At 35.6% G+C, this 26,268-nt stretch carries 29 protein-coding genes, 3 pseudogenes and 1 riboswitch; of the genes and pseudogenes, 13 read left to right on the forward strand and 19 right to left on the reverse strand.

Translation table 11 applies throughout. The features are described 5' to 3' along the window. Positions 1-178: 178 nt before the first annotated feature. A pseudogene (locus AB1284_RS19370) lies at positions 179-868 on the reverse strand (recombinase family protein); the annotation flags it as partial. A 360-nt stretch (positions 869-1,228) separates the two neighbouring features. Here AB1284_RS19370 and AB1284_RS19375 point away from each other — a divergent pair. After that, positions 1,229-1,825: a DedA family protein gene (locus AB1284_RS19375; protein ID WP_429753395.1), complete on the forward strand. Its 597-nt coding sequence runs from the start codon at positions 1,229-1,231 to the stop codon at positions 1,823-1,825. A 376-nt stretch (positions 1,826-2,201) separates the two neighbouring features. Here AB1284_RS19375 and AB1284_RS19380 read toward each other — a convergent pair. From AB1284_RS19380 to AB1284_RS19400, 5 genes and pseudogenes are all read right to left on the reverse strand, one after another. Further along, positions 2,202-2,354, reverse strand: a pseudogene (locus AB1284_RS19380) (IS4 family transposase); the annotation flags it as partial. 140 nt (positions 2,355-2,494) lie between these two features. Then, positions 2,495-3,202, reverse strand: coding sequence for an IS6 family transposase (locus AB1284_RS19385; RefSeq protein WP_429753392.1), 708 nt, complete (start codon positions 3,200-3,202; stop codon positions 2,495-2,497). A 494-nt stretch (positions 3,203-3,696) separates the two neighbouring features. Beyond that, a complete protein-coding gene (locus AB1284_RS19390) occupies positions 3,697-4,611 on the reverse strand; it encodes an ABC transporter substrate-binding protein (RefSeq protein WP_429753394.1) in 915 nt (304 codons plus the stop codon). Positions 4,612-4,627: 16 nt separating this feature from the next. Continuing rightward, a complete protein-coding gene (locus tag AB1284_RS19395; RefSeq protein WP_429754416.1) occupies positions 4,628-5,632 on the reverse strand; it encodes a FecCD family ABC transporter permease in 1,005 nt (334 codons plus the stop codon). A 12-nt stretch (positions 5,633-5,644) separates the two neighbouring features. Beyond that, positions 5,645-6,580 (reverse strand): FecCD family ABC transporter permease, encoded by a 936-nt coding sequence (locus AB1284_RS19400; protein WP_429753393.1) that lies wholly within the window; start codon positions 6,578-6,580, stop codon positions 5,645-5,647. A gap of 393 nt (positions 6,581-6,973) precedes the next feature. Between AB1284_RS19400 and AB1284_RS19405 the strand changes: the two genes are divergently transcribed. After that, positions 6,974-7,681, forward strand: a complete 708-nt coding sequence (locus AB1284_RS19405; RefSeq protein ID WP_429753392.1) for an IS6 family transposase — start codon at positions 6,974-6,976, stop codon at positions 7,679-7,681. 192 nt (positions 7,682-7,873) lie between these two features. Beyond that, complete coding sequence (aiiA, locus tag AB1284_RS19410; RefSeq protein WP_429753391.1) at positions 7,874-8,626, forward strand: quorum-quenching N-acyl homoserine lactonase AiiA; 753 nt, start codon at positions 7,874-7,876, stop codon at positions 8,624-8,626. 279 nt (positions 8,627-8,905) lie between these two features. Here the strand turns inward: aiiA and AB1284_RS19415 are convergent, their stop codons facing one another. Next, on the reverse strand, positions 8,906-9,634 hold the full coding sequence (locus AB1284_RS19415; protein WP_429753390.1) for a stage II sporulation protein M: 729 nt from the start codon (positions 9,632-9,634) through the stop codon (positions 8,906-8,908). Between the two features lie 25 nt (positions 9,635-9,659). Between AB1284_RS19415 and AB1284_RS19420 the strand changes: the two are divergent. Beyond that, a pseudogene (locus AB1284_RS19420) lies at positions 9,660-9,884 on the forward strand (DDE-type integrase/transposase/recombinase); the annotation flags it as partial. Positions 9,885-9,945: 61 nt separating this feature from the next. On the opposite strand, the gene AB1284_RS19425 reads toward AB1284_RS19420, so the two are convergent. The 4 genes from AB1284_RS19425 to AB1284_RS19440 form a co-directional block, all read right to left on the reverse strand. Continuing rightward, the gene (locus AB1284_RS19425) at positions 9,946-10,350 is read right to left on the reverse strand and encodes a hypothetical protein (RefSeq protein ID WP_429753389.1); all 405 of its coding nucleotides are present in this window, start codon (positions 10,348-10,350) and stop codon (positions 9,946-9,948) included. 205 nt (positions 10,351-10,555) lie between these two features. Further along, positions 10,556-11,725, reverse strand: coding sequence for a hypothetical protein (locus AB1284_RS19430; protein WP_429753388.1), 1,170 nt, complete (start codon positions 11,723-11,725; stop codon positions 10,556-10,558). Between the two features lie 322 nt (positions 11,726-12,047). Beyond that, a complete protein-coding gene (gene ytkD / locus AB1284_RS19435; protein WP_429753387.1) occupies positions 12,048-12,527 on the reverse strand; it encodes an RNA deprotection pyrophosphohydrolase in 480 nt (159 codons plus the stop codon). Positions 12,528-12,608: 81 nt separating this feature from the next. Then, on the reverse strand, positions 12,609-12,923 hold the full coding sequence (locus AB1284_RS19440; RefSeq protein WP_429753386.1) for a hydrolase: 315 nt from the start codon (positions 12,921-12,923) through the stop codon (positions 12,609-12,611). Between the two features lie 109 nt (positions 12,924-13,032). Between AB1284_RS19440 and ytzI the strand changes: the two genes are divergently transcribed. From ytzI to AB1284_RS19455, 3 genes are read left to right on the forward strand one after another with little or no spacing between them, the layout of a single operon-like run. Beyond that, positions 13,033-13,182, forward strand: a complete 150-nt coding sequence (ytzI, locus tag AB1284_RS19445; RefSeq protein WP_429753385.1) for a YtzI protein — start codon at positions 13,033-13,035, stop codon at positions 13,180-13,182. 1 nt (position 13,183) lies between these two features. After that, a complete protein-coding gene (locus tag AB1284_RS19450; RefSeq protein WP_429753384.1) occupies positions 13,184-13,417 on the forward strand; it encodes a DUF3953 domain-containing protein in 234 nt (77 codons plus the stop codon). 54 nt (positions 13,418-13,471) lie between these two features. Beyond that, positions 13,472-13,702, forward strand: coding sequence for a YczI family protein (locus tag AB1284_RS19455; protein ID WP_429753383.1), 231 nt, complete (start codon positions 13,472-13,474; stop codon positions 13,700-13,702). A 136-nt stretch (positions 13,703-13,838) separates the two neighbouring features. On the opposite strand, the gene luxS is transcribed toward AB1284_RS19455, so the two are convergent. Next, complete coding sequence (gene luxS, locus AB1284_RS19460; RefSeq protein ID WP_230576081.1) at positions 13,839-14,312, reverse strand: S-ribosylhomocysteine lyase LuxS; 474 nt, start codon at positions 14,310-14,312, stop codon at positions 13,839-13,841. Between the two features lie 128 nt (positions 14,313-14,440). Between luxS and yidD the strand changes: the two genes are divergently transcribed. After that, a complete protein-coding gene (gene yidD, locus AB1284_RS19465; RefSeq protein WP_429753382.1) occupies positions 14,441-14,671 on the forward strand; it encodes a membrane protein insertion efficiency factor YidD in 231 nt (76 codons plus the stop codon). Here yidD and AB1284_RS19470 read toward each other — a convergent pair. Beyond that, on the reverse strand, positions 14,668-15,231 hold the full coding sequence (locus AB1284_RS19470; RefSeq protein WP_429753381.1) for a beta-class carbonic anhydrase: 564 nt from the start codon (positions 15,229-15,231) through the stop codon (positions 14,668-14,670). The two genes, yidD and AB1284_RS19470, sit on opposite strands and share 4 nt — an antisense overlap. Positions 15,232-15,454: 223 nt before the next feature. Here AB1284_RS19470 and AB1284_RS19475 point away from each other — a divergent pair, with 223 nt between their 5' ends. The 3 genes from AB1284_RS19475 to AB1284_RS19485 all read left to right on the forward strand — a co-directional run bounded on the left by AB1284_RS19475 (position 15,455) and on the right by AB1284_RS19485 (position 18,807). Next, positions 15,455-16,801: a cytochrome ubiquinol oxidase subunit I gene (locus tag AB1284_RS19475; RefSeq protein WP_429753380.1), complete on the forward strand. Its 1,347-nt coding sequence runs from the start codon at positions 15,455-15,457 to the stop codon at positions 16,799-16,801. Further along, positions 16,791-17,819: a cytochrome d ubiquinol oxidase subunit II gene (cydB, locus tag AB1284_RS19480; protein ID WP_429753379.1), complete on the forward strand. Its 1,029-nt coding sequence runs from the start codon at positions 16,791-16,793 to the stop codon at positions 17,817-17,819. Before AB1284_RS19475 ends, cydB begins: the two co-directional genes overlap by 11 nt. 409 nt (positions 17,820-18,228) lie before the next feature. Then, positions 18,229-18,807: a kinase gene (locus AB1284_RS19485; RefSeq protein WP_429754415.1), complete on the forward strand. Its 579-nt coding sequence runs from the start codon at positions 18,229-18,231 to the stop codon at positions 18,805-18,807. A 44-nt stretch (positions 18,808-18,851) separates the two neighbouring features. Here AB1284_RS19485 and AB1284_RS19490 read toward each other — a convergent pair whose 3' ends face one another. The 4 genes from AB1284_RS19490 to AB1284_RS19505 all read right to left on the reverse strand — a co-directional run bounded on the left by AB1284_RS19490 (position 18,852) and on the right by AB1284_RS19505 (position 21,906). Beyond that, on the reverse strand, positions 18,852-19,298 hold the full coding sequence (locus AB1284_RS19490) for an SgcJ/EcaC family oxidoreductase (protein ID WP_429753378.1): 447 nt from the start codon (positions 19,296-19,298) through the stop codon (positions 18,852-18,854). Between the two features lie 211 nt (positions 19,299-19,509). Continuing rightward, positions 19,510-19,677 carry a FeoB-associated Cys-rich membrane protein gene (locus AB1284_RS19495; RefSeq protein WP_429753377.1) on the reverse strand — a complete coding sequence of 56 codons (168 nt, stop codon included), beginning with the start codon at positions 19,675-19,677 and terminating at the stop codon, positions 19,510-19,512. A gap of 16 nt (positions 19,678-19,693) precedes the next feature. Further along, positions 19,694-21,682, reverse strand: a complete 1,989-nt coding sequence (gene feoB / locus AB1284_RS19500; RefSeq protein ID WP_429753376.1) for a ferrous iron transport protein B — start codon at positions 21,680-21,682, stop codon at positions 19,694-19,696. Next, a complete protein-coding gene (locus AB1284_RS19505) occupies positions 21,679-21,906 on the reverse strand; it encodes a FeoA family protein (RefSeq protein ID WP_154710773.1) in 228 nt (75 codons plus the stop codon). The genes feoB and AB1284_RS19505 overlap by 4 nt, the downstream gene beginning before the upstream one ends. Positions 21,907-22,103: 197 nt before the next feature. Further along, a riboswitch (TPP riboswitch) is annotated at positions 22,104-22,205 on the forward strand. 88 nt (positions 22,206-22,293) lie between these two features. Between AB1284_RS19505 and thiT the strand changes: the two genes are divergently transcribed. Beyond that, complete coding sequence (thiT, locus tag AB1284_RS19510; RefSeq protein ID WP_429753375.1) at positions 22,294-22,863, forward strand: energy-coupled thiamine transporter ThiT; 570 nt, start codon at positions 22,294-22,296, stop codon at positions 22,861-22,863. A 74-nt stretch (positions 22,864-22,937) separates the two neighbouring features. On the opposite strand, the gene AB1284_RS19515 is transcribed toward thiT, so the two are convergent. Next, positions 22,938-23,270: a hypothetical protein gene (locus AB1284_RS19515; RefSeq protein ID WP_429753374.1), complete on the reverse strand. Its 333-nt coding sequence runs from the start codon at positions 23,268-23,270 to the stop codon at positions 22,938-22,940. A gap of 347 nt (positions 23,271-23,617) precedes the next feature. Here AB1284_RS19515 and AB1284_RS19520 point away from each other — a divergent pair, with 347 nt between their 5' ends. Beyond that, a complete protein-coding gene (locus tag AB1284_RS19520; RefSeq protein ID WP_429753373.1) occupies positions 23,618-25,639 on the forward strand; it encodes an N-acetylmuramoyl-L-alanine amidase in 2,022 nt (673 codons plus the stop codon). A 260-nt stretch (positions 25,640-25,899) separates the two neighbouring features. Here AB1284_RS19520 and AB1284_RS19525 read toward each other — a convergent pair whose 3' ends face one another. Continuing rightward, entirely contained in the window at positions 25,900-26,250 is a 351-nt protein-coding gene (locus tag AB1284_RS19525) for a helix-turn-helix domain-containing protein (protein ID WP_429754414.1), read from the reverse strand. Positions 26,251-26,268: the final 18 nt, after the last annotated feature.

A 26,268-nucleotide genomic window follows, 5' to 3' on the forward strand; every position in this document is an offset into this window, starting at 1 on the left:
AAAAATGCAGAGAATTGCAACCTCCCTGCAATTCTCTGCATCTCTATAATTCTTACATATATTTAATGAAGCTGCTATGATTATGTTCATACTAGTGTTACAAAAAATAAAGATGTATCTATCCTAAGCTTTATTTCTTTACCTTCAACTTCCCCATATTAACAATCCACAACGCATCCTACGCCTCTTCCACTTTCTCCGAAATTTGCTGCAGTCCAGACAACACTTCCGCTCTCATCTTCACAAGCTCTGGAAATTGATAAAAGAAAGCAATCTTTTTATATTTTAACTCTTGTGATTCTTTCACTTTGTTCGAATCGTGTAAAATGAACGCTGTGAATGTATCAGCAATGTCTTCAGCCACATTCGTTGTTGCATATTCAGAAACAAACTTGTCTTCATGCTCTTTAAAAAATTGCACTTGCGCTTCTAAATCTATCTCTACTTTTTTCTCTTTCCATTCACTTTCAAGCGGCTTCCAAAACTGATCATAAAATTGGTTTATATATGAATCTTTCTTTGTACAACCTTCCATTAAAACCAGCGACGTACATTTTGCTTCATAGGCTGAAATGTCCTTTTCCTCTATAACATCTTTTATATACTTCTGATCCACAGAAATTTGGGTGTTGTTCAATGTTAAAACATGGGCAGTTTCATGAATTAACGTTTTCATCACTTCATTTATATTTATGTTAGAATCTAACGTATCTAAACTTATTATCCAGTCTTTGGGATTTTCTGTATTTTGCATAACGTGAGCGACGATATTATCGTACCCATCCGTCACGATATCGAATTCTTTTATACTCTCTCTATATTTTGCTGGAATTAAGAGGCTGTACATATCCCATAACGTTTGATGATAATCCATGGTTCTGGTGCAAAAACTTCAGGGTAATTGCAAGTAATCTCTAAGTCTTGGACATCCTAATACTATTACTCTAAAAGGGGTCACCATACATGCCCATCAAGCTAAGAAATCAAGTCGCCCTCAAAATAAAAAATCTCACTTCTTATTTGAAAAAAGATAAGAAGTGAGATTTTTTGGATACTACCAATTATGGGGTATGTAAAGGAAGGCCAGTACATAACAAAGAAAACTTTATCATTATCATATTTTACTATGAATAATTTGTATATTATGTAAAATAAAGAAGTGCCTGGAATAAGGTATCTCTTTATTTTGTTAGTGTGTTTGAAAATTTTGTATATGGTAGGTGTAAAGATGTTAGGTAATTTAATCCATTCAATTTTAGTGTTTTTAGAAGGACTTGGTTATTGGGGAGTTATGCTTGGACTAATGATTGAAATAATCCCAAGTGAAATTGTACTAGCTTATGCTGGATATTTAGTATCATCAGGAAATATATCGTTTTTCGGTGCTATTGTATTCGGTACAATTGGTGGAGTTATAGCACAGCTATTTATATATTGGATTGGTCGTTATGGAGGAAGACCAGTACTTGAGCGTTATGGAAAATATATTTTCATTCAAAAAAAGCATATTGATCATGCGGAAGCATGGTTCAATCGTTATGGAACTGGTGTAATATTTACAGCACGTTTTATTCCTTTTGTGCGCCATGCTATTTCAATACCTGCAGGTATTGCTAAAATGTCACATGTTAGATTTATTACGCTTACTACGCTTGCAATTATTCCTTGGTCGGCATTATTTGTATATTTAGGTTGGAAACTGGGTGAAAAGTGGGAGAATATAAATGAAGTAGCAGGGCCCTATGTTAAATATTTTGCTATTATTGCAGTGGCTCTTGCTGTGTTCTATCTTGTTGTAAAAAAGCTAATGAGAAGACGTGGCTAGAAATTTATTATTAGGGATCACCATACATTACTATCAACCTAAGATGAATTTATAACCATAATTCATAGAAAACGTTATTCTTTTTGTAGAAATAGGGGTTTGTGTACATGCCCATCAACTTAAGCGCAAAAATAAGATAAACTTGCATTTAAATAAATGAAGAAATTCTTAAAATGTGTGTTTTCTTTAAAAATAAGCATACGAAATAACTCCTAACGGGTTTCATTTTTTTACTTATGCAACTTTCTTTTGTTTTCCAAGTCCACCATACTCATAGACAACACTCAAAATATCAAAGACTGTTTTCTTCTCATATCGATGAGGTTTCCGTCCATTCTTCTGTAGGAGGTTGAACAGGCGGACTAGGATCTTTGTTAACACGGATAGTAGCTAAATCATGAGCTAAAAACTTTCGTTTCCGTTGTATAAACCCTAGTTCTTTAGCGAGATTTTCCAGAAATGAAGGAGTAAGATGTTCATATAATTCTTCAGCAAATAATTGGAGTTCACTTTGAATCGAAAGATTCATAAAAAACATCATCCTTTCTAATCTAGCTTGTTTAGAAAGAATAACGCTTTTTTATACCAGAGGATAGTGAAAACTTCGGGTTCTGGTGCAAAAAACATTTGATAGGGACATAGAACCTACATGGACTGTTCAATGACGGTTTATGATGCAATTCCAAACAATTTATGTATGAATCTAACTTCATTTTGGGCAGACTTCACCTGTGGATGAAGTTGTCCTTTTTTTAGCATATGCATGGCTTCAATACCACTCAATATAGAAGTAGCTGTTTCATACGACTTGAATCCTAACATAGAACGCACACGTTTCTTAATGAAACGGTGATCCTGTTCCACTATATTATTGAGATATTTAACTTGTCTTATTTGTATGCCTTCAGGCATACGTTTCTCTTCTTTTAACTCTTGAATCGCTACGGGATAGGCTGGGTTCTTGTCTACTGTTATAACACAAGGTTTACAAATATGAGAAGCAGCCAAGGCTTTCTTAAAAAAGCGCTTGGCCGCTTGTTTATCTCTTGATTCACTTAGATAAAAATCAATGGTATTCCCATCTGAATCGACTGCGCGATATAAATACATCCATTGACCTTTTACTTTCACATACGTTTCATCGACTCTCCAGGAATCATTTGTTGTCTTAAGATGGCATCGTACTCTTTCGTCTAATTCAGGTCCATATTCATGCACCCAACGCATAATGGTAGTGTGAGCAATAGACAAACCTCGTTCCTCCATCATTTCCACCAAATCACGAAAACTCAGGTTGTACCGTAGGTACCATCTTACTGTTAATAAGATAATATCAGGTTGATAGTGCTTCCATTTGAACAAATTTTCCTTTTTCATACCAATCACGCACCCTTTCTAGAGTAATAGTATCAGTATGTCCAAGTTTTATAGATTTATTGTAATTATCCTGAAGTTTTTGCACCAGAACCTTTTGTCCTAGCTTGTAATAAAAAAGCTCATTTTTTCGTTTTGGGGTGGATTTGTTTTCTTAAGTTGATGGGCATGTTGCCGTGCCCCTAAATGAATAGTAATAAAATTTTTATTTCAATTACGGTACGTAAAATCGAAATAACCTTAAAGGAAATACCTATGCATCTGGTTCAACGCGAATAGCTGAGGAAAGTAAAAAACAAGCCGTAGGAACTACGGGGATAACTTAATCAATTAGAAGCTGAACTGATAGGTTTCTATACTTAGGAATCTCCCACTTCAACAAAGTAAGTGGGGCTAGTTCAAGTCTAAAAAAACTAAAGGTATCCCAAAAGAGTAGTGTTATGCACTGTCTTTTGGGACACCCTCATGTACGCTCTTATAAAAGCGACTAAATTTTACTACTTAGAAAAAATTTCTTTTGCATTATCCATAGCCATTTTATTTCCTAGTGCTGAGTAATCAAGCCAAGGCTGATCTGGAATAATATAAACATGCTTTTCTTTAACAGCTTTCAATCCTTGCCAAATAGCTGTTTTTTCTAATTGTTTGAAAGCCGTTTGTGATTTATCATCTCTATTAACAATGACAAAAATAGCATCTGCATCAAAATCTGGAAGCACTTCTTGAGAAATAACTTGATAAGGTTGGTTTTTATCAATTTTTTCAACACCATTGGCAGGTTTCAATCCTAAGTCTTGAAATAGAATTGGACCCATTGGCCGCTTTGTACTAAAAACTCGTAATTCTTTCGCTGTAACACGTATAGCCATTACTTTACTGTCTTTACCCAGTTTATTATTTAATAATTCTTTAACCTCTTTTGTTTCTTTTTCATAATCTGAAATAAATTGTTCTGCTTGTTTTTCACGATTCACTTGTTTACCTATAGATCTTAAATGATCCCTCCATGTTCCCTCATCAAGATTAAAAACATGTGTAGGGGCAATTTTTTTAAATTCATCTACATTCCCCCCTGAATATTCCTCATCTAAATAAATTTCAGAAGGTTTTAATTCAAGTAATGCTTCCATATTTGGATCCTTTACAGGTCCAAGTTTTTTAGTATCCTTTAACTTGTCCTTTACGTGTGGTAAAAAATCTTTTAAGTCTCCTCCAATAACTGAACCAGCTGGTGTAATCCCTAAAGCAAGTAAGTCATTCGTTAAGTGAATGGATAACGAAGCAATTTTAGGTTCTCCACTATTCGTCTTATCTTTGTTTGTTGCTTTGTTATCCTTTTCATTATTTTGACCACAAGCTGACAAGACAATAATCAGCATTATACTAAATAATATCGCAAACTTTTTTTTCATGAGCTTCTCCTTGTGTCTATTTAGTTTTTATAAGTAAATAAAGAAAATAAGGTGCCCCTATTGCTGCCACTACTATCCCAGCTGGAATAGCATTGGCCCCAAAAACAGATCGACCAATTGCATCTGCAAGCACTAAAATCACTAGCCCGATTAATCCTGAAAGCGGCAGAAAATGCCGATATATCCCCCCGACAAGACGACGGGCCAAATGCGGGGCAACTAAACCAATGAAACCAATTCCTCCTGCCATTGCTACACTAGCACAGGACAATCCTACCGCAGTTGCTAACAACAGCAACCGACTTTTCTGAACAGAAACTCCAAGTCCTGCTGCCACATCATCTCCAAGCGATAACACATTTAACGTTTTGGATTGAAACCACGCAAAGGGTGCTAAAATTAAAATCCACGGAAGAAGTGCTATAACATGAATCCAGTCTCTTCCCCAAACATTACCTACTAACCACCTAGAAGCAAACGTGTAGGTTTCTTCGTCTAAGCGAAGGGATAAAAAAAGTGTAATAGCACTAAAGCCCGCCGATACAGCAATTCCAACTAAAATCAGTCGAATCGGCAATATCCCTTTGTAACGTTCATAAGCCAATACTACAATTAAGAATGCTGCTAGTATTCCGCCTGCAAACGTAAATAAAGGAATAAGAATTGCCGCTTGTTTATCCATTGAATGAAAATATGTAGCAAAAATAATAAGACCAAAAGATGCTCCAGAATGTAGTCCTAAAATCCCTGGGTCTGCTAAAGGGTTACGAGATAACCCTTGCAAAATTGCTCCCGAAATCCCTAAACCAACGCCCGCTAACATTGTGATTAATATTCGTGGTAGACGGTAATCAAATAAAACCGTTGAACTTTCAAAATCCCCGTATCCGAACAAAGTCTGAATTACTTTTACAGGAGAAATACGTAACGTTCCCGTATTTAAACTTAGCAATACGGAAACAAGGCTAATAGAAATAAATAGAATGGTAACGCCATAAGCTCTCTTTGTATCTCTGTTCATTTTGCCTTTCACTTATAAATCCCTCCCTACTTTACGTGCGATATAAAGGAAGAAGGGAACACCAATAAATGCAACCATGATACCAATAGCTAATTCTCGAGGTGGATCAACTGTCCGAGCTCCTAAATCAGCTAAAACTAACAAAATCGCTCCTAATAATGCTGACATCGGAATAATAAGCCGATAATCCCCTCCAACTAACTTTCTAGAAAGGTGAGGAACAACAAGTCCAACAAATCCGATAGAGCCAACAGCTGACACAGAAACTCCTGCTAAAATCACAGCTACCGTTATACAAATTACCCTAACACGCGTTGTTTTCACCCCAAGGCTTATTGCAATACCATCTCCCATTGAAATGAGAGAGACAGATCGTCCTAAAAAGATAGCCCACATAATTGTAAACAAAATAACAGGGGCTAAGATACGCAAATGAGCCCACTTTATCCCGGCTACTCCTCCTGCATACCAAAAGGCCAAGTCTTGACTCAAATCGTAATATATGGCCACACCCGAGCTAAGTGAATGTAAAAGCGCTGCAATTACGGCACCTGAAATAGTAAGCTTAATTGGTGTTAGTCCTCCAGGAGTAACCGAGCCAATAATAAAAATAGATAATGTACTTAACACAGCTCCAATAAACGAAAAGACCATTAACATGGAATATGGCATGCTTGGAAAAAATGCAAAACAGAGTGCAACAACAAACATTGATCCACCATTAATCCCTAATATTCCAGCATCGGCTAAGGGATTTCGGGTTACTCCTTGCATTAAAGCTCCTGCCACAGCAAAAGCTGCTCCGACAATTGCTGCTCCCAACACACGTGGAAGACGCAATTCATAAATAATTTGTTGCGATGTTAGTGTAGGATTATAATGAAATACGGCTGACCATACGGTATGAACATTCATCTCTTTTGCGCCGAATGTTATAGCTAAAAACATGCTCACTATTAATCCTAGAGTTATCAAAATGAAAAGACTTAATTTTATATAAATATTTCGACGATTTTCTAAAGAAAAATTTTCTAACATTAATTACTCCTTTATCTTCTGCAGCATCTTTTGCGATAATGATAATTGTTATCATTTATACACATGAAATATTATATCTATACCCTTGTACAATAGCAATAAAATCTTTCACTTTGGTTGCAAACAGGGATTCTGATTTATACCTATCAAGCTAGCAACGTGTGTCAGAACTCCATTCTAAACATAAAACTACCTCTAACATACTCAGTCCGGTTCTGGTGCAAAAACTTCAGGATAATTACAATAAATCTATAAAACTTGGACATACTGATACTATTACTCTAGAAAGGGTGCGTGATTGGTATGAAAAAGGAAAATTTGTTCAAATGGAAGCACTATCAACCTGATATTATCTTATTAACAGTAAGATGGTACCTACGGTACAACCTGAGTTTTCGTGATTTGGTGGAAATGATGGAGGAACGAGGTTTGTCTATTGCTCACACTACCATTATGCGTTGGGTGCATGAATATGGACCTGAATTAGACGAAAGAGTACGATGCCATCTTAAGACAACAAATGATTCCTGGAGAGTCGATGAAACGTATGTGAAAGTAAAAGGTCAATGGATGTATTTATATCGCGCAGTCGATTCAGATGGGAATACCATTGATTTTTATCTAAGTGAATCAAGAGATAAACAAGCGGCCAAGCGCTTTTTTAAGAAAGCCTTGGCTGCTTCTCATATTTGTAAACCTTGTGTTATAACAGTAGACAAGAACCCAGCCTATCCCGTAGCGATTCAAGAGTTAAAAGAAGAGAAACGTATGCCTGAAGGCATACAAATAAGACAAGTTAAATATCTCAATAATATAGTGGAACAGGATCACCGTTTCATTAAGAAACGTGTGCGTTCTATGTTAGGATTCAAGTCGTATGAAACAGCTACTTCTATATTGAGTGGTATTGAAGCCATGCATATGCTAAAAAAAGGACAACTTCATCCACAGGTGAAGTCTGCCCAAAATGAAGTTAGATTCATACATAAATTGTTTGGAATTGCATCATAAACCGTCATTGAACAGTCCATGTAGGTTCTATGTCCCTATCAAATGTTTTTTGCACCAGAACCCAAAATATACCAGTATCACTGAATTTGTAATAATAATAGTTGAAATAATGAAAGGTGAGAAGGAGTTTATTTCTAATAAGCGAAATACTGTATTGTTTTATCCTAAATTATTTGTAAAGGTGGATACATAATGACAGTAAAGAAGCTTTATTTCGTCCCAGCAGGTCGTTGTATGTTGGATCATTCTTCAGTTAATAGTACACTTACACCGGGTAAACTATTAAACTTACCTGTTTGGTGTTATCTTTTGGAGACAGAAGAGGGACCTATTTTAGTAGATACAGGTATGCCAGAAAGTGCACTTAATAATGAGAATCTTTTTAAAGGTACATTTGTTGAAGGTCAAATTTTACCTAAAATGAATGAGAACGATAGGATCGTAAATATTTTAAAGCGTGCCGGATATGGGCCAGAAGATCTTCTTTATGTCATTAGTTCTCACTTGCATTTTGATCATGCAGGAGGAAATGGCGTTTTTACAAATACACCAATTATTGTACAGCGTGCTGAATATGAGGCAGCACTCCACAGAGAGGAATATTTGAAAGAATGTATATTGCCGAATTTAAACTATAAAATCATTGAAGGGGATTATGAAGTAGTGCCAGGTGTTCAATTAATATATACACCGGGACATACACCAGGGCATCAGTCATTATTAATTGAGACGGAAAAATCAGGTCCAGTGTTACTAACTATTGATGCATCATATACGAAAGAAAACTTTGAAGATGAAGTACCGTTTGCTGGATTTGATCCGGATTTAGCTTTATCTTCAATAAAACGTTTAAAAGATGTTGTTAGGAAAGAAAATCCGATTATTTTCTTTGGACATGATATGGAGCAAGAAAAGGGCTGTAAAGTGTTCCCAGATTATTTGTGATATTGCATATAAAAAGTCATGGGCTCGTTAGCTCATGACTTTTTATCGTGGGGGTAGCACCACATCTCCATCAACTTAAGAATTTTATAAAGTCCCCAAAATAAAAAAATGTATATTTTCACCTAGAGATGTCAATTTTCTCGTTTTGGGGTATTTGCTTTTCTTAGCTTGATGGCTATGGGGTACCGCCAGCATTTCGGAAAAAACCCACGCTAAGCAAAAAAAACTAGCCTCTACAAAAGAAGCTAGTTGACGTAAAATTCGTTATTGGAAGTCACTTTAATACAAGAAATTCGAAACCAATGCTTTTGTGATAAATCCTTCTATAATAGCAGAAATAATGACTAAAGGAATAACAATTAAAGCAAAAGTTGTAAAACTATATTTAAATACTTCAATTAATTTTATTTTGGCATTTCTAAAAAAAATCTTTTTAGATACATTTGTGCATATATATAATCCTATTGATAATGAAAGAAATAACGCAGACAATTCAGTGATTCCATGTGGAAGTAAGCCTAAAAAAATCAATTTAAAAATAGAAACCCCTTTTATAAATCCACTATATATGAGAACGCCAATTATTGTTCCGTTGAATACAGAATAAGCATAAGGAATAAAGAAAAAAGGAATCAATCCAACTAAAATATATATTGAACAAGATACAACATTATTTTTAAGTATTCCAAATGTAGCTGTTACACTACTAACATCTTGAGTGATTCCTTTTACATCCATTGCCTTTCCCCAATTCTTTGAAAATCTTTCTCCAAATTCGGGAAAAGAACCTGCAATATAGTATCCAACAAAGGTCATGATTAAAAATAAACTTGCTACAATGATGAATTGCTTTTTATAAAGGCTTGTGAATTTCTCCACTTCCTTTTTGTAGAACCTCTTCATAAAAATATAAATCCTCCTCTTGATCCATTTTTCTATTTTAACATCTGGAAGAAGTGATGTGTTGTATATTTTTGGATGTATACGGTATACATGTTCGGTTAACATAACGTAACATTATCAGTAGTCAATAATGAGACAAGTGAAATATCTCAATAATATCGTAGAACAAGATCATCGTTTCATTAAGAAAAGAGTACGCTCTATGCTGGGATTCAAAACGTATGAAACTGCTACTTCAATAGTACGTGGCATTGAAGCCATGCATATGATGAAAAAAGGGCAAGTTCACCAAGGGGTGAAGTCTGCCCAAAATCGAAAAGAATTCATTGATAAACTGTTTGGTATTGCAGCATAATCCGTAGGTTAATAGGAAATTCATGTCCTATGTTTTTTTGAAATCATCTTTGCACCAGAACCTAATCCATATCTTCATGAGATGTGATAATTTCTTCACTTGCCTCTTTATCATCAGCAAATACTTTATGTAATCTCTTTTTATCTAGCTCTTCAAAATATGGATCTACTAATTCATCATTATCAATATAATAAGAAGCTAAAAAGAAGTAACGCTCATCATCTTTTCTTTGTTCTTCATACGCTGCTAGCTCTTCCGCATCTTCTACTTCTGTATATTTTTCTAATTCGGAAATGCCCTGCAACTTTGTGTTAATCTGACTAATCAATGCATCTCCCTTTTTTATACATTCTTCTTTTGTTTTACATATCTCTTGTTCTTTTGCCACATCTTTTGCTTTACTACAACTACTCATAAAGCAAATACTTATGAGCAAAAATAGAAAATAAATACGCTGTTTCCTCATCATGTCCTCCCTATCTCTATGTTGTCATTGAAATGATAATCAATTTTGAAAAAATATACGATAACAATATTTAACTATTACGAAAGGTTTGGGAAGAAAGATGAACATTTGAGAGAGTGTAAGCAATGATCTATTAGAAATCATACCTTTTCTGTAAAAACAAAAAGAACTTGGCTATTTCATGAAACAGCCAAGTTCTTTCAATTTAATCGTCAATATTCTCATTCCCATATGGAGCAATTTCTTTCATTCTCCAAATTCCGTATGACAGAAGGCCTCCAATAAGTAAAAACATCATGATCGCAGTCATCATAAGAGTTATAAACATTTCACCTTTATAGTGGGTTGTTTTTCCAGTTATGATTAAAAAAACTTGATTGAACGGAATATGATTCATATAGCTACCTAATAGGATCAATAGAACTAAACAAATTTGATTGATCATGCTGCCTAGCTTGGACCAACGATTGCGTAGTAACAGGCTTGAATCTTTAAAGGTTTCAGAAGTATCATAAGCAAATCGATTTAATTTTCTAGCTTGCAGTGAAGTGAAAAAACCGATGAAAAAACTGCCTACGACAATCGTCCACGGTATTATAGTAAATAATAAACCACAAACAGAACCTGCACTGATGACAGATAAAGGGTGATAACGATTAAATCGTTTCACAACCTTACTCCCCATAAATAAAGAGAAAATAATTCCTAATCCGTATGGCAGGTAAACTCCATACATCATGAATGTTGTGCTTTTTTGGGATAAAACATAAAACGTTCCGTAAAGTAAACAAAAGTTAACTGCCATGCCTTGCAGAAAAGAAAAAAAGTAAATATATTTTGGTAGCAGAAGACGAAATTTAAATTTTGTAATCATTAAACTTGAAGCAGCCACTACTGTTAAAGAACCAATCAATATTAGAACAATAAAAATTTGTATATTCGTTTCACGAGTAGCTTTCATGATGAAAATAAGAACGGTAAATAGAATAAAAATAATAAAGGATGGTTTACTAAAATCACCGGCTGAATTTACCGATATTTCATATTGCGGCATGTGTCTTAATGAAATATAGCATAGAGAAAGTGCCACACTATAAATGAAAAAAGCAACACCTGAATAATGAGAATGAGCTGTAAATACGATGGCAGAAACAAGAATGATTGCAGTTAATAATGCAAATACATAATTCTCTAGTTTCATTTTACGCTCATAAAAATGCTTTTCATGATATTGAATTGTTGTATAAAGAGGAAGCAAGATACTCGTTGCAATTCCCATCAAAAGAGCGGATAATTCAATCCAAATCGTTGAAAGAGGTGCTAAAATCCCGCAAACAGTTGCGAAAATTGCCAGTATAAGAAAACCTAACAACAATTCCCGTGTCTTCACTTTTTGGAGAAACGAATTGATCAGGAACGCCCCCGTATACTTAAAAGTATAAAAGATAATAAGAGGAAACCAGCCATGCAAGGGGGTGTTGTAAGAGTTTCCGATAGTGATAAACAAAAAATATGGTAAAAATATAATTGTGTTCATGAGAGCGTATGTAAAATAATTATATTTAATCATATAACTACCTCTCTTTATATAATGTTTTTCAGTGCATTTTTTCAAAAAAACAATTGTAAAGCCTAGCATCGATGAATAAGAAAATACACTTAAAAGCTATGTAATGAAAAAAAGAAATCGCCTGTCCCTATTTCGTGAAACAGCCGATTTCTTCTATATGCTGCATTGTGCGCGCTAATACGTCATCGCGCATAATGAAACTAAAGCGTTTATTTTCTTTAATGTCTTTCGGAATATCTGTTAGTAGTACAGATCCCTTTGTTTCTTCATAGTGCGTATGTTGTTCTAAGGCACTGATTGTTGCGAAATAAATATTTTTAATGATTATTTTGTCTTTTCCGGATACTTTATATTGTCCGATATACATTAAGCTTGATACAATGCCTCCCGTTTCTTCATGAACTTCACGAGCTGCCGCTTCTTCCGGTGTTTCCCCAGCTTCTACTTTTCCACCTGGAAATTCAAGACCACGGCGCAAATGATGTGTTAATAACCATTGGTTCCCATATCGACACACAACCCAAACATGCTTTGGTTCTGGAGAAAATGGGTAACGTTCAAACGATAATTGTACAGTGTTATGATAATAATCTTTAAATGTGTACATGCCCTACTCCCCTATTGATGGTTACAAGTTTCTTACCACAAATTGTAGCACATTCTGACTAGTATGACTAATCTTATCCAATCATAACCCATTGATAATACCCATCTGTGCAATTAATTCTTTCGCTTCATGATCCCCTAATTCATAAATCATACGATATGCTTCTTGCAGTTGTTCATCGAACCGATCATTATTGGAATCATTATGATATTCGACAAAGGGAACATGCGAGCGCACAAATGCTCCAAGATCTTCACGATACGCATTATCAAAACATTCCCGCAATCTAAGGATTTCCTCATCTGTCGCTTGAATTGCAAAACTATATGTATTGGCTGTTTTCACCTGTGAAATTTCACCATTTGCAACTGACACATAATATGTTTTCTTATCCATAAAACGTCCCTTCTTTCACCAGCTTTATCTTCTATTGTTTTCATTTTTTACAAAAATATGTAAAACAAAGTGTGTGCAGTGATAAAATGAAGAAAAAGGGGACCTTTCTATGATGAAGATATTAATTATAGCGATCATTATTGTGACTGCCGTTTTATTATTCTCCGTCCTAACGATTAACAAAGGATATTCCTATAAACATTCAATAGATTCTATAGAGGATAATCCGTATCAAACTAAAAATAGAAAGGAGAAGTAACATGCTTAAAATATTACGCATTACTTTTCCCATTATCACGTTACTTTTAGCTGCTTTTGGATTTTTTACAGATAACATTCCATTCATTTTACCTTATATGCTCATCTCTTTAGGACTCATGTGTTTCATTTCTAGTATCGCAGAATTTCAAAAACAACAAACAGCGAATGGGATTTTTCTGTTTCTTACTGGCGCGTTGACGTTATATGTTCCTCTATCGAAGTTCTTTCGCTAAACGAAACACTATTTTCATAGTAAGTACCACAAAAAAATGATAAGGAGCGCTACAATGCTAAAAATACTTCGCATTCTGTTTAGTACAGCTGCTTTAATCTTAGCTACTTGTTCCTTTTTCACTGAAGGGACCCAGTTCCTTCCTTATACGCAAATATTCCTAGGTCTCGCCTTTCTATTATGGGGGATTTCTGAAATAAAAGAGCAGCGCAAATTAATGGGCGTTCTCTTTCTAGGTCTTGCTATCTTTATATTATTTGTCGCCGTGGTAAAAATCTCTCGATAGCATTCTCACTCGATATATGGTTGCTCTTCCAACTCTTTATATCAGCGCTTCGACACAATATAAAGATTCCACAACATCAGTCAACATACATCCACCAATTAAAAAAGCTGCCTTTCACAGGCAGCTTCCCTTCATCTTATCCAAACACTTTCTCAAGTTCATCTTTATCTTGGCTTAACCAGAAATTCATTAAGCGTTTTGCGCCTTCTAGATCATGAAGCTTCGCTTGACCGCACTGCGTTTCGTTTGCCGCAGGAATTTCTGTAATCTTCACCGCATCTTGCAGTGTTAACTCTAATAAATCGATGATTTCGCGCACTGTTGGCGTACCGCTTACGACAAGATAATATCCTGTTTGGCAGCCCATTGGCGAAATATCAATAATATCAAAATGAGGATAACGATCGATATATTTACGTAAATTAAAAGCTAATAAATGTTCTAGCGTATGAATCACATCCGGCTTCATCGCTTGCTTATTTGGTTGGCAAAAACGAATATCAAATTTATTCACGACACCGTCGCTGCCTACTTTATGAACGCCGCAATGTCTTACGTAAGGCGCTTTTACAATTGTATGATCTAATTCAAAGCTTTCTACTGATGGCATATGCATCTCTCCCGCTTTCATTTTAATTCCGTTATATCCAATATGATATAACGGAATTGCAAATTAGTAAAGTATTATGTACAGACCATGCTATAATACTTACAACATATGCACGAAAGGAGATTGTTATGAAACGCATTTTCATCGGTATCATTCGCTTTTACCAAACATTCATTTCTCCAATGACACCGCCAACATGCCGCTTTCACCCAACGTGTTCTCACTACGGGCTAGAAGCGATTCAAACTCACGGTGCATTAAAAGGAAGCTGGCTTACAATGAAACGAATTTTAAAATGCCACCCGTTTCATCCAGGCGGATTCGATCCTGTACCAGAGAAAAAACAAAAAGAGAATTAACCTTCGTAACCATTCACAACAACATCTAGCTTTCCAGTGTCCGGATGAATAACAAGGCCATGTACAGGCACTTCTGTTGGCATAAGCGGATGGTTGCGAAGTATAGAAACACTGTGCTCTACGCTTTCTTCTACACTAGAGAATCCACGTAAGAACCTCTCTAAATCGATTCCAGAATAACGAAGCGTATCTAGTTTCTCTTCTGAAACACCGCGCTCTTTCATCTTTTCGATTGTGCTGCTCGCTTGAATTTTTGCCATACCGCAATCATGGTGACCAACTACACACACTTCATTTGCACCAAGTTCATAAACCGCAACTAAAATGCTGCGCATAATACTTCCAAATGGATGTGAAATAACAGCACCGGCTACTTTAATAATTTTCACATCACCGTTACGCATGTTCATCGCTTTTGGCAATAGTTCTACAAGACGTGTGTCCATGCATGAAATAATAACCATTTTTTTATTCGGAAATTTTCCTGCTTCATATTCTTCATACTTTTTACTTTCAACAAATTCCTTATTATATTGCAAAATTTCTTCTAATGTTTTCATAGTAAAACCCCTCTTTCTTCATATAACTACAAATTAAGTGTATCAAAGAATGAAAAAAACAAAAAACGTATTATTTTATTCTAAAAATACGATGTTTTCAGATAACAGTCATAATTCTTCCATAATTCTCACACAGTTCTGTAACAACTCACCCATACTTTGCTCACATTTTCACTATAAACTAATTGTAGATAATGAAAAAAAAAAGGAGTGATTCATTACTATGTCCGACGTTTTATTACTGAGTCGTTTTCAATTTGCAATTACAATCTTTTATCATTTCTTATTTGTACCATTAACACTCGGACTTGTTATTTTAGTAGCGTGTATGGAAACGCAATATGCACGCACATTAAATCCAACTTATCGAAAAATGGCAAATTTCTGGGGTAAGTTATTTACCATTAACTTCGTAATGGGAATCATCACCGGGATTACGATGGAATTCCAATTCGGAACAAACTGGTCTGAGTACTCCAAGTATATGGGAGATATTTTTGGATCTCCACTTGCAATAGAAGCACTTGTTGCCTTCTTCTTAGAATCTACTTTCATGGGAATTTGGTTGTTCGGTAAAGAGAAAATTTCACCAAAATTCCGTGCATTCTCTATGTGGATGGTCGCACTTGGAACAAATATTTCTGCTCTTTGGATTATCACAGCGGACGGCTTCATGCAAAATCCTGTTGGCTACGTAGTCCGCAATGGCCGTGCTGAATTAACTGACTTTTGGGCACTTATTACAAATCCATATGCATGGCATATGTTCTTCCATACTGTTATTAGTTGTTATATCGTTGGTGCATTCTTCGTTATGGCGATTAGTGCGTATCACTTACTGCGTAAAAATGATGTTGCATTCTTTAAAAAATCATTTAAGTACGGTTTAATATTCGGTTTATTTGCAGCAACTGCAACACCTTTCATCGGTCACGAATCCGGTGCTTTCGCAGCAAAAATGCAGCCGGCTAAAGGTGCGGCAATGGAAGCAGTTTGGGATACTGGAGAAGGAAAACCTTTCTCAATTATTCAATTTCCTGATGTGAAAAATGAGAAAAACTTTGAAGCACTATCAATTCCAAAACTCGGCAGCTTCTTCTATACAAACTCATTTGATGGAAAAATTGTCGGTTTAAAAGATATTCCAAAAGAAGATCGTCCGAACGTAAATCTTGTTTATTACAGTTTCCGTTTAATGGTTGCCCTTGGCACATTCTTTATGGCACTGACATGGTTTGGCTTCTATTTAATGCGCAAAGGAAAACTAGAAAACTCAAAACGTTTCTTAAAAATTACAATGTGGTCCGTATTACTTCCATATGTAGCAATTAACGCAGGTTGGATCGTTACAGAAGCAGGACGTCAGCCTTGGACAGTATACAAGCTTATGCGTACAGCAGAAGCGGTTTCACCAATTGCTGTACCGCAAATTTGGTTCTCTTTAATTAGCTTAGTCTTGTTCTACACTTTACTATTAATTGCTGATGTATATCTCATGTTAAAATTTGCGAAAAAGGGACCTGCAGCATTAGAAGAAACAAATCAAGGAGGTGCAGCTCATGTCTCATGATACACTTGCAATTATCTGGTTCGGTTTGTGGGGCGTGATTTGGACAGTTTACTTTATTCTCGATGGCTATGCACTCGGTAACGGAATGATTTTCCCATTCGTTACGAAAGATCGCCAAGAACGCAATCAACTGCAAGAAGCAATTGGACCGTTCTGGGGTGGTAATGAAGTATGGTTAATTACAGCAGGGGGAGCGACATTTGCTGCTTTCCCAGTAACATACGCAAACATGTTCAGCTACTTATACACACCGTTATTTTTAGTATTATTCGCCCTGTTCGCTCGTGCAGCAGGATTAGAATTTATGCATAAAGATGATTCACCAGTTTGGCAAACTGTTTGTAAATGGACATATGCGGTTGGTAGTTTCTTAATTGCATTCTTATTCGGCGTTACATTCGCTAACCTTTACTACGGACTACAAATTGGCAAACACGGCTATGAAGGAAATTTACTGAGCTTATTACACCCTTACGGTATTTTAGGCGGTCTTTTCTTCACTGCAATCTTTGTTGTATCCGGTGCACTTTGGGTTATGATTAAAACGACTGGTGAAGTATCAGATCGTGCTTATAAAATTGCCAAACCATTTTCGATGGCAGCAGCAACTATTTTAGCCATCTTTTACGTCGCAACGGCAAACCTTACAAACTTATTCCAAAACTTTACGGAATACCCTGTACTGTTTATCATTCCGTTACTTGCGATGTTAATGAGTGTCATCGTAATCGTTATGGTTTTCAAACGTAAAATTGGTTTAGCCTTCACATTCGTTTGCTTAACAATCGCCATGTTTATGGCAACTGGTTTTACTGGTATGTTCCCAAGAATGCTGCCATCTCGCATTAACGATGCATACAGCACAACATTATTCCAAGCAGCAGGCAGTGAGTTAAACTTAAAAATTATGTTTTTTGTTGCAATGGTCATGGTACCAATCGTTATTGGCTATCAATTATGGAGCTACACCATCTTTAAAGAAAAAATTCATAAAGACTCTGCAAAGGGATATCATTAAAATAAAAAAAGAAGCCTGTTAAAAGGCTTCTTTTTTTCATTTTGACCGTGTTAAATTTCCATATCGATATCCATAAAAATAGAGAGAACTCTTCCTAAATGACGATTAATGTTAATTTATACCAATCAATGTGTTAACATTTATTTAAAATAAAGATTTTTCAGGGGTGCAAAAAATGAATATTAAAACTAGAACAATGATAGCTCTCGTGAGTAATTTCCTATTATTTGCTTTTGGCACATTTAGAATCATTACAGGCTCACTATCATCAACTTTCTTGTTCGTAGCGTATGTATTCGCCATCACTGGTTTTATTGGCATAATAGCTAATGGCTCAAAACTGAGAAAAATAAGGTAAAAAAAGAATAACCTTTTCAAAGGAGATGACAATACCTTGAAAGATAATTTCATAACTCTCTTACACTTGATTACAAATCTTGAGATAAACGATCGGTTTATTTTAGGTATAGATGGGTTAAGCCGTTCTGGCAAAACAACACTTGTGAAAAAACTTAGCGAGGCTGTAGAGGAAAAGAATATCCCTTTCTATGTCTTTCATATTGATGACCACATTGTTGAGCGTAAAAAACGTTACAATACTGGGCATGCAGAATGGTATGAATATTATCATTTACAGTGGGACATTACTTGGTTACGTGATCATTTTTTCGATAAACTCAGATTTTCGAACGATCTTATTCTACCCTTTTATGATAACGAATCTGATACACAGAGTATGATGAACGTGAAACTTCCTAATACTTGTGTAATCGTAATAGAAGGTGTTTTTCTTCAACGTAAAGAGTGGAGAAGTTTCTACGATTATGTAGTGTATTTGGACTGCCCGCGAAATAAGAGATTTCTTCGTGAAAGTGAACATACGCAACAAAATATTTCCAAGTTTCAAAATAGGTATTGGAAAGCTGAAGAATTTTATGTACATACAGAATTCCCTACAAAAATTGCTGATTTAGTTTTACAGGGGTAATAGCATAACAAAAATGCTCAGAGTTTTTATGCTCTGAGCATTTTTTATATTAGTTCCCTCAGTTCTTCTGTCATTTGTTCTACTAATTCAGGTCTTCCATGAAATTGTGCTGGTGTATTTTGAAATAATTCGATTTTCCAATCATTAGAGTTATTTATAACTACAAGAGTGTGATGGGTGTTAACCTCTGGCTTTAAATCTGATGTTCCTGGCGGTATCATACCTGCGATAGCTCTTAAGATAGCGGCATTTTCACCAATGAAACGTATATCTTTTATTTTACTTACAAATGGAGCAGTAGGATGGTCCCTAAAAATGGGGCTTAAATGAGAAAAAATTTCTTTAGATCCAATCGACTGACTTCCATCAAATCCTATACTCTCTCCACGTTCAGTAAACAAATTGGCCATACCTTCTGCATCCCGATTGTTCCAAGCTTCAATAAGTTGCTCGTACACTTTTTTGATATGTAATTCTTTACCTTCGTTCATTTCATCACCTCTAGGTTCTTAGTTACTATATATATTCTAAATTATTGTTACATCAACTCAAACGCTTTTCAACTCAATTGGACTACCCCCACCTACTGCTTCTGAAGTGCACTTCAGGTGGGGAATCTTACTGCCCGTTAATGTGAGATGAACAAAAAACGCATGGATCATTTCTCCATGCGTTTCTATATATTATCTAAGAATCTCTGTATTACTTATTCACCACATGCTTCATATCAGGGCTACAAACGTTGGACTGACATGATTTATTAAGAGAACACGCCGCACATTTCCCTTTTTTACTTCTCTTTACAAAGTTAATTAACGTGTATCCAGCATACCCAAAAACGACAGCTCCAATTAAAATATTGACTATCATGATGATACATCTCCTTCTAGAATCCTAGCATGGATCCAACTTGGTATACAATTAGTGTTAATACATACGCAACAACAAGCGGATAAACAACAGAGAAAATAGTCCACTTAATAGATCCTGTTTCACGACGAATGACCGCAACTGTTGCTAAGCATGGTACATATAATAAAGTAAAGAACATAAATGCGTATGCTGATAATGTTGTAAAATGAGTACCGATTACGTTCCCTAATACATCTTCTTTCACGGAATAAATAATTGCCATTGTAGAAACAACAACTTCTTTTGCTAAAAATCCTGTCATTAGTGATGCAGCTGCTTGCCATGTTCCAAAACCAAGCGGCGCAAAAATTGGAGCAAATAATCCGCCAATCATTGCTAAGAAACTATCTCCCATCTTTACATCAAATCCAGATGGACCAGCGTAGTTTAATAACCAAATAACAACAGAACCACCAAAGATAAATGTACCTGCTTTGCGCACAAATCCCTTACCTTTTTCCCACGTACTGCGCCATAACGTTTTTGCTTGCGGCACGCGATAAGGCGGCAGTTCAATTACAAAAATGGATTTTTCTTGCTTTAAAACTGTCACAGACATAATTTTTGTAACGACTAGTGCAAGGACAATACCGATAATATATAAAGAGAACACAACGATTGCTTGACTATGCGGGAAGAAGACGCCCGCAAATAATGCATATACAGGTAGACGTGCTGAACACGACATAAATGGCGTCACTAAAATCGTAAGCAGTCTCTCTTTCTCCTGTTCAATCGTTCTCGCAGCCATAACACCTGGTACATTGCAACCAAACCCGATAATCATAGGAATAAATGCTTTTCCATTTAGTCCAAAAAACTCCATAATACGATCCATTACAACAGCAATACGCGCCATATATCCAGAGTCTTCTAATAATGAAATGAAAAAGAATAATGCAAGAATTTGTGGAACGAATACGATTACTGCTCCGACACCAGCAATTACTCCATCTGTAATGAGCGCTTGAATGAATTGAGATGCCCCCATATTAGTTAGAGCTGTTGTTACCCAATCTGTGAACGGTCCGCCGATAAATGCATCAAGTTGATCAGATAAAGGTGTTCCAATCCATGAAAACGTCACCTGAAAAATGAAATACATGATCCCTAAAAAGATCGGAAGTCCCCAGATTTTATGCGTAATCAATTTATCAACTCGTTCAGAAAAAGGAATGCTTCCTTCTTTCTCATGACGAAGTACACTTGCCTTTAACTTTTCGATATACGCTGCACGTGCTCCGTGTATATGCTGTTCCAGCGTTCCGTCTAATTCTGCTTCTAATGCAGAGCGAATCGCTACAATTTCTTTATATACATGTAATTGACTCAATTCTTTTTCTATCACTTCATTATTTCCTAAGAATTGAAGTGCAAGCCATCTTGAATGTTCATAATTCGCTTGTTGCAATTTATCCATAACTTGTTGAATTCCTGCATCTACCTTTTCACCATAAGAAAGAATAAATGGCTTCTGTTCTACGCGATCACTTTCGTGAAGAGAAGCTAACAATTCCTCACAGCCTTTTCCGCTCCTCGCAATAACCGGAATAACTGTTACACCTAGTATTTCAGCTAGTTTCTTCACATCGATGTTAATTCCACGCTGCCTGGCAACATCTATCATGTTTAAACCAATTGAGAGCGGCTTACCGAATTCTAATAATTGCAAAGTTAAATGCATATTACGTTCGAATTGAGAAGCGTCTACAATGTTTAACATATGATGAAATTCTTCTGTTAATAGAAATTGTGTAACAACCCCTTCATCACGTGACACAGGGTTTAAATCATATACACCTGGTAAGTCTATTAAAGTTCCATTTTTACCTTTTAACTTACCAATCTTTTTTTCTACAGTTACTCCGCTCCAGTTCCCTACATATTCATAAGAACCAGTAAGCGCATTAAATAATGATGTTTTCCCCGTATTTGGATTCCCTAGTAAAGCAACCTTATTCACGCTAATTCCACCTTTATCATTTTCGCATCACAATGGCGAATAGAGATTAATTGTCCGCGGCATTCTAATGTACACGGACCATTAAACATTGCCTTTTGTTTTACACAAAGTTCGCAGCCTTCAGCAAATCCAAATGAAGCTAAACGACGTTTTAATAATTTATCAAGAGATTGTAAATCTTTCACACGTACTTTTTCATCTATATTCATATCAACTAAGTTCATAATTTCTCCCCCTCAGACGATAACGATAATTATTATCAATACCAATTATAACATGAACCTCAAAAGAAAGACTATACAATATTGTGTCAATTTATCACTATTTTTTACGGTTTTATCTTATATAACATAGCTATGCTAAAATCCTTTTGTCATTCTTATCCATTTCCGCTACAATAATATTAACAATTTAAGAATCTCGTTGTCACAGGGGGAGCCGCGTCGCTGAGAGGGAACACATCGTTCCGACCCTTTGAACCTGTTAGTTAATGCTAGCGCAGGAATTGTGCAAACGAATATACGTAAATAGTTATTTGTAACTTGTATATTTCAATACCCCCCTATGATAATGATTCTTTTTTTGTAACTTGGATGTAGGGGGATTTATACATGCGTAATACAAATTTACAAGCAATGATAGAGGCAGCGATTCTTGCAGCACTTGCATTAGTCATCGACATTTTGCCGCTATCTATTAAACTTCCAACAAGCGGTTCTATCTCATTTGCTATGATTCCAATTTTTATTATCGCTTACCGCTGGGGATTTAAAGCTAGTTTCTTAAGTGGCCTCGTTTGGGGATTACTACAAATTGTCGTAGGAGATGCATACATTTTAACGCCTGTACAAATGTTTATTGAATACTTCATTGCATTTGCTTTTATAGGTTTTGCTGGATTATTTCATCTACCAATTCAACAAGCACTTGCCAATAGACAAAAAACAAAAGCAGTTATGTATATCATTTTTGCTACATTCATCGGCAGCCTAGCTCGTTACTTCTGGCACTTCATTGCCGGCGTTATTTTCTTTGGCCAATATGCACCAAAAGGACAGTCAGCCGCTTTATATTCCTTCATCATAAACGGTAGCACAATGATTGGTTCTTTCATATTATGTGCAATTTTACTTGTCATTTTATTTACAACAACACCGCGCTTGATTACGAAACGCGCTTAATCATAGAAAAAGAGCAGATTGCTTCTATAAGCGACCTGCTCTTTTTCTGTGCCCTAGTTTTACATGTTACTTTCCTAATGTGAATAATCTGTGTGTCTAACAATTTCAGGAGTTTGAAAATGGAGTGCATCTATCTCTCGGCTGCTCTCTCGTTCGTTTTTACCGTTATGTTTATGAATCCAAGATTTCATCTCATTCCATAAAACAACTCTATGCATCTCATACCCTATGTGCTGCTTCTTTATTTTCTCTTTATAGTTCTCATTCCACTTGTACCACACAATTTTATCATGTGAATCCACCCATGTTTCTTGTCGATCAACTACAGTTTTACAGCCTTCATTATTAGCTAACATAATCATATCATTCTCTAATAATAAAGAAAGAGCCGATGAATACCTCTCCATTCCCTCACTCCTTTCTGTTTTAGTACTTTCCTTATTTTCCTAAAATATGTGTGCCTTACACATACGTAGTGTATACAAAAAAAGCAGTACAAACTATCGATTTACCTTACAAAAAACCTTACAAAATTGTAAGGTTTTATTCAAAATCATAATATATATTTATTATATTTTAAAAAATCTAATTATATAGAAGAATACGTTTTACAACACGCACTATAAATATTCTATCATCCTCTTTTCCTTATATCTATATTTTATATTACATTTCGTGAATTATTTGTTACAATTAAAATATGGCAAATAAGGATATTTATCCCTAAGACAAAGGAAGTAAGGTGAATAAACGCATGTTGAAAAAAACCATGGCAACTGTGTTGGCATTAGGCTATGTTTTAAGTCCAATGCCAATTCTAGCAGAAACACACAGTGAACAGCCAACTGTTACGCAAGAAAAAGAAGTTAAGCAAACAGAACCACCTTCTCTTAATCAAGGAAAAGAAGCTGAACAAAAAGAACAAGCACCTCTTAACCAAGGGAAAGAAGCTGAACAAAAAGAACAAGCACCTCTTAACCAAGAAAGAGAAACTGAGCAAAAAGATGAAACTAATGCTAAAGAAGAGACTGTTACTAAAACTATTCAACAAGATCAAAATAAGGCGCAAGAAGTACAAGCTGCTTCTGCTTCTCAAGGTAGTTTCATAGATGTACCAAACACATACTTTGCGTATGAAGCAATTACATATTTAGCAAACAAAAATATTGTTTCTGGATATGGAGATGGAAAATTTGGTCCAGAAGATAATGTAACTCGTGAACAAGTTGCGAGACTCCTATATGTTGCTCTTGGCTTACAATCAAAGGCAGAATATAAAAACCCTTATCATGATGTAAGTAATAGCACAACAATGTTTTCAAATGAAATTTTAGCTTTAACTGAAGCTGGTATTTTTAAAGGAGATCAAGATGGTAACTTTAGACCAAAATCTCCTTTAACTCGTGCTGAAATGGCTCAAGTTCTTAAGAATGCCTTTAACTTAAAAGTTCAGGCTGCACACACATTTAATGATATAACCGCAAACTACGCATGGGCAAACGATGCAATTAGTGCGCTGCAATCAAATGGTATTACAGTTGGTACGGGAAACGGAAAGTTTGAACCAGGAACAACCACTACTCGTGGACAATATTCAAAGTTTTTATATGAAACTATGAAATTAAAACAAGCGACAAAGCCTGAGTTGCCAACTGACGGAGACAAGAAAGTTGGTTGGGTGCAGGATCAAAATAATTGGTATTATTTTGATCAAAATGGTGTAATGAAAACTGGTTGGGTACAAGTAGATAATGCACGGTACTACATGGCCGAAAATGGGGCTATGAAAACTGGCTGGGTACAAGTAGATAATGCATGGTACTACATGGCTGAAAATGGGGCTATGAAAACTGGTTGGGTACAAGTAGATAATACGTGGTACTATATGGCTAAAAATGGGACAATGAAAACTGGCTGGGTACAAGTAGATAATACGTGGTACTACATGGCCGAAAATGGGGCTATGAAAACTAGCTGGGTACAAGTAGATAATACGTGGTACTACATGGCTGAAAATGGGGCTATGAAAACTAGCTGGGTACAAGTAGATAATGCATGGTACTACATGGCTGAAAATGGGGCTATGAAAACTGGCTGGGTACAAGTAGATAATGCATGGTACTACATGGCTGAAAATGGGGCTATGAAAACTGGCTGGATTGAAATTAACGGGATATCGTATTACCTTGATACAAATGGAGCTTGGATTGAACAACCAATCTATTTTGGAAAAACAATTGTTGTAGACGCTGGGCATGGTGGAAAGGATTCTGGAGCCGTATATAAGAGTATACTTGAAAAAGATATTGCATTATCAGTAAGCTTAAAGCTACAAAAACTATTGGAAAATAGTGGTATGCATGTTGTGATGACACGTGCAACAGATACTTTCATTGAATTATCAGACCGCGTTAAGATTTCCAATAAGAATAAAGCTGATATTTTTGTTAGTGTTCATGTAAACTCTGCAGATTCTCCAGCAGCAGCAGGAATTGAAACATTATATAATCCTGACCATCCAAAAAGTAATCAAGTTTATAAATTAGCAAGTGCTGTGCAGAAGTCTTTAATTGCGAACACTGGTGGTAAAAGTAGAGGATTGAAAGAGCGTCCGGAACTTCGTGTGTTAAAAGGAGATAATCAAGCACTTCCTATTTTAGTAGAAACAGGGTTCATAACGAATACAGAAGACAGATTAAGCATAACTTCTAACAACTATCAAAACAAACTATCACAATCTATCTTTGAAGGAATTCAAAACTACTTGTCTAGATAGTATGTATGAAAAAAAGAGAAATCCGTTTAATAGTTTCTCCGTTGGGACTGTAAGCAACTCGATGAAAATTGAGTTTGCTTACAGTCCTTTCTATTTTAGGTGTCATTTATTTGATGTGCGCATGTTTAAAAACAATAAAGTAAAACTTCTATCAGTATTTTTTTAATCCCCTACTGGTGGAAAACCCGACTAATCGAGCTTTTAGCTTTTTTGAGTTAAATTGCTTAATAGGACAAAACAAGGTAAAGTAAATGTGTCATTTACTTTACCTTGTTTAAGTATCGATAGATAGTTGCTTCTGATGCCTTTAAATATTTAGCCACTTCACTTACGCCGCCTTTAAGTAAAAATACCCCTTTATCATTAAGTTTTTTTATTACTTCCATTTTTTCATCAGGAGACATTCTCTCAGGCGGAATTTCGCATTCTAATAAAACTCCTGTAATAAGTGATGAAAGAAGACTATCCAGATTTTCTTCTAAGTTCTCAGAAAGGTCTAATTCAAGGTTAGGCTGAGACTTCTCTACATCTTCATTTATGCTAGTATTACTCATAATCATACTGTCTAACCAGTCTCTTGCTTTTATCATGTTACTAATATCAATATTCACACACAGCATTCCAATTAT

The organism is Bacillus sp. S2(2024), assembly GCF_050474045.1.
In the GTDB taxonomy this organism is placed as follows: Bacteria; Bacillota; Bacilli; order Bacillales; family Bacillaceae_G; genus Bacillus_A; species Bacillus_A yunxiaonensis.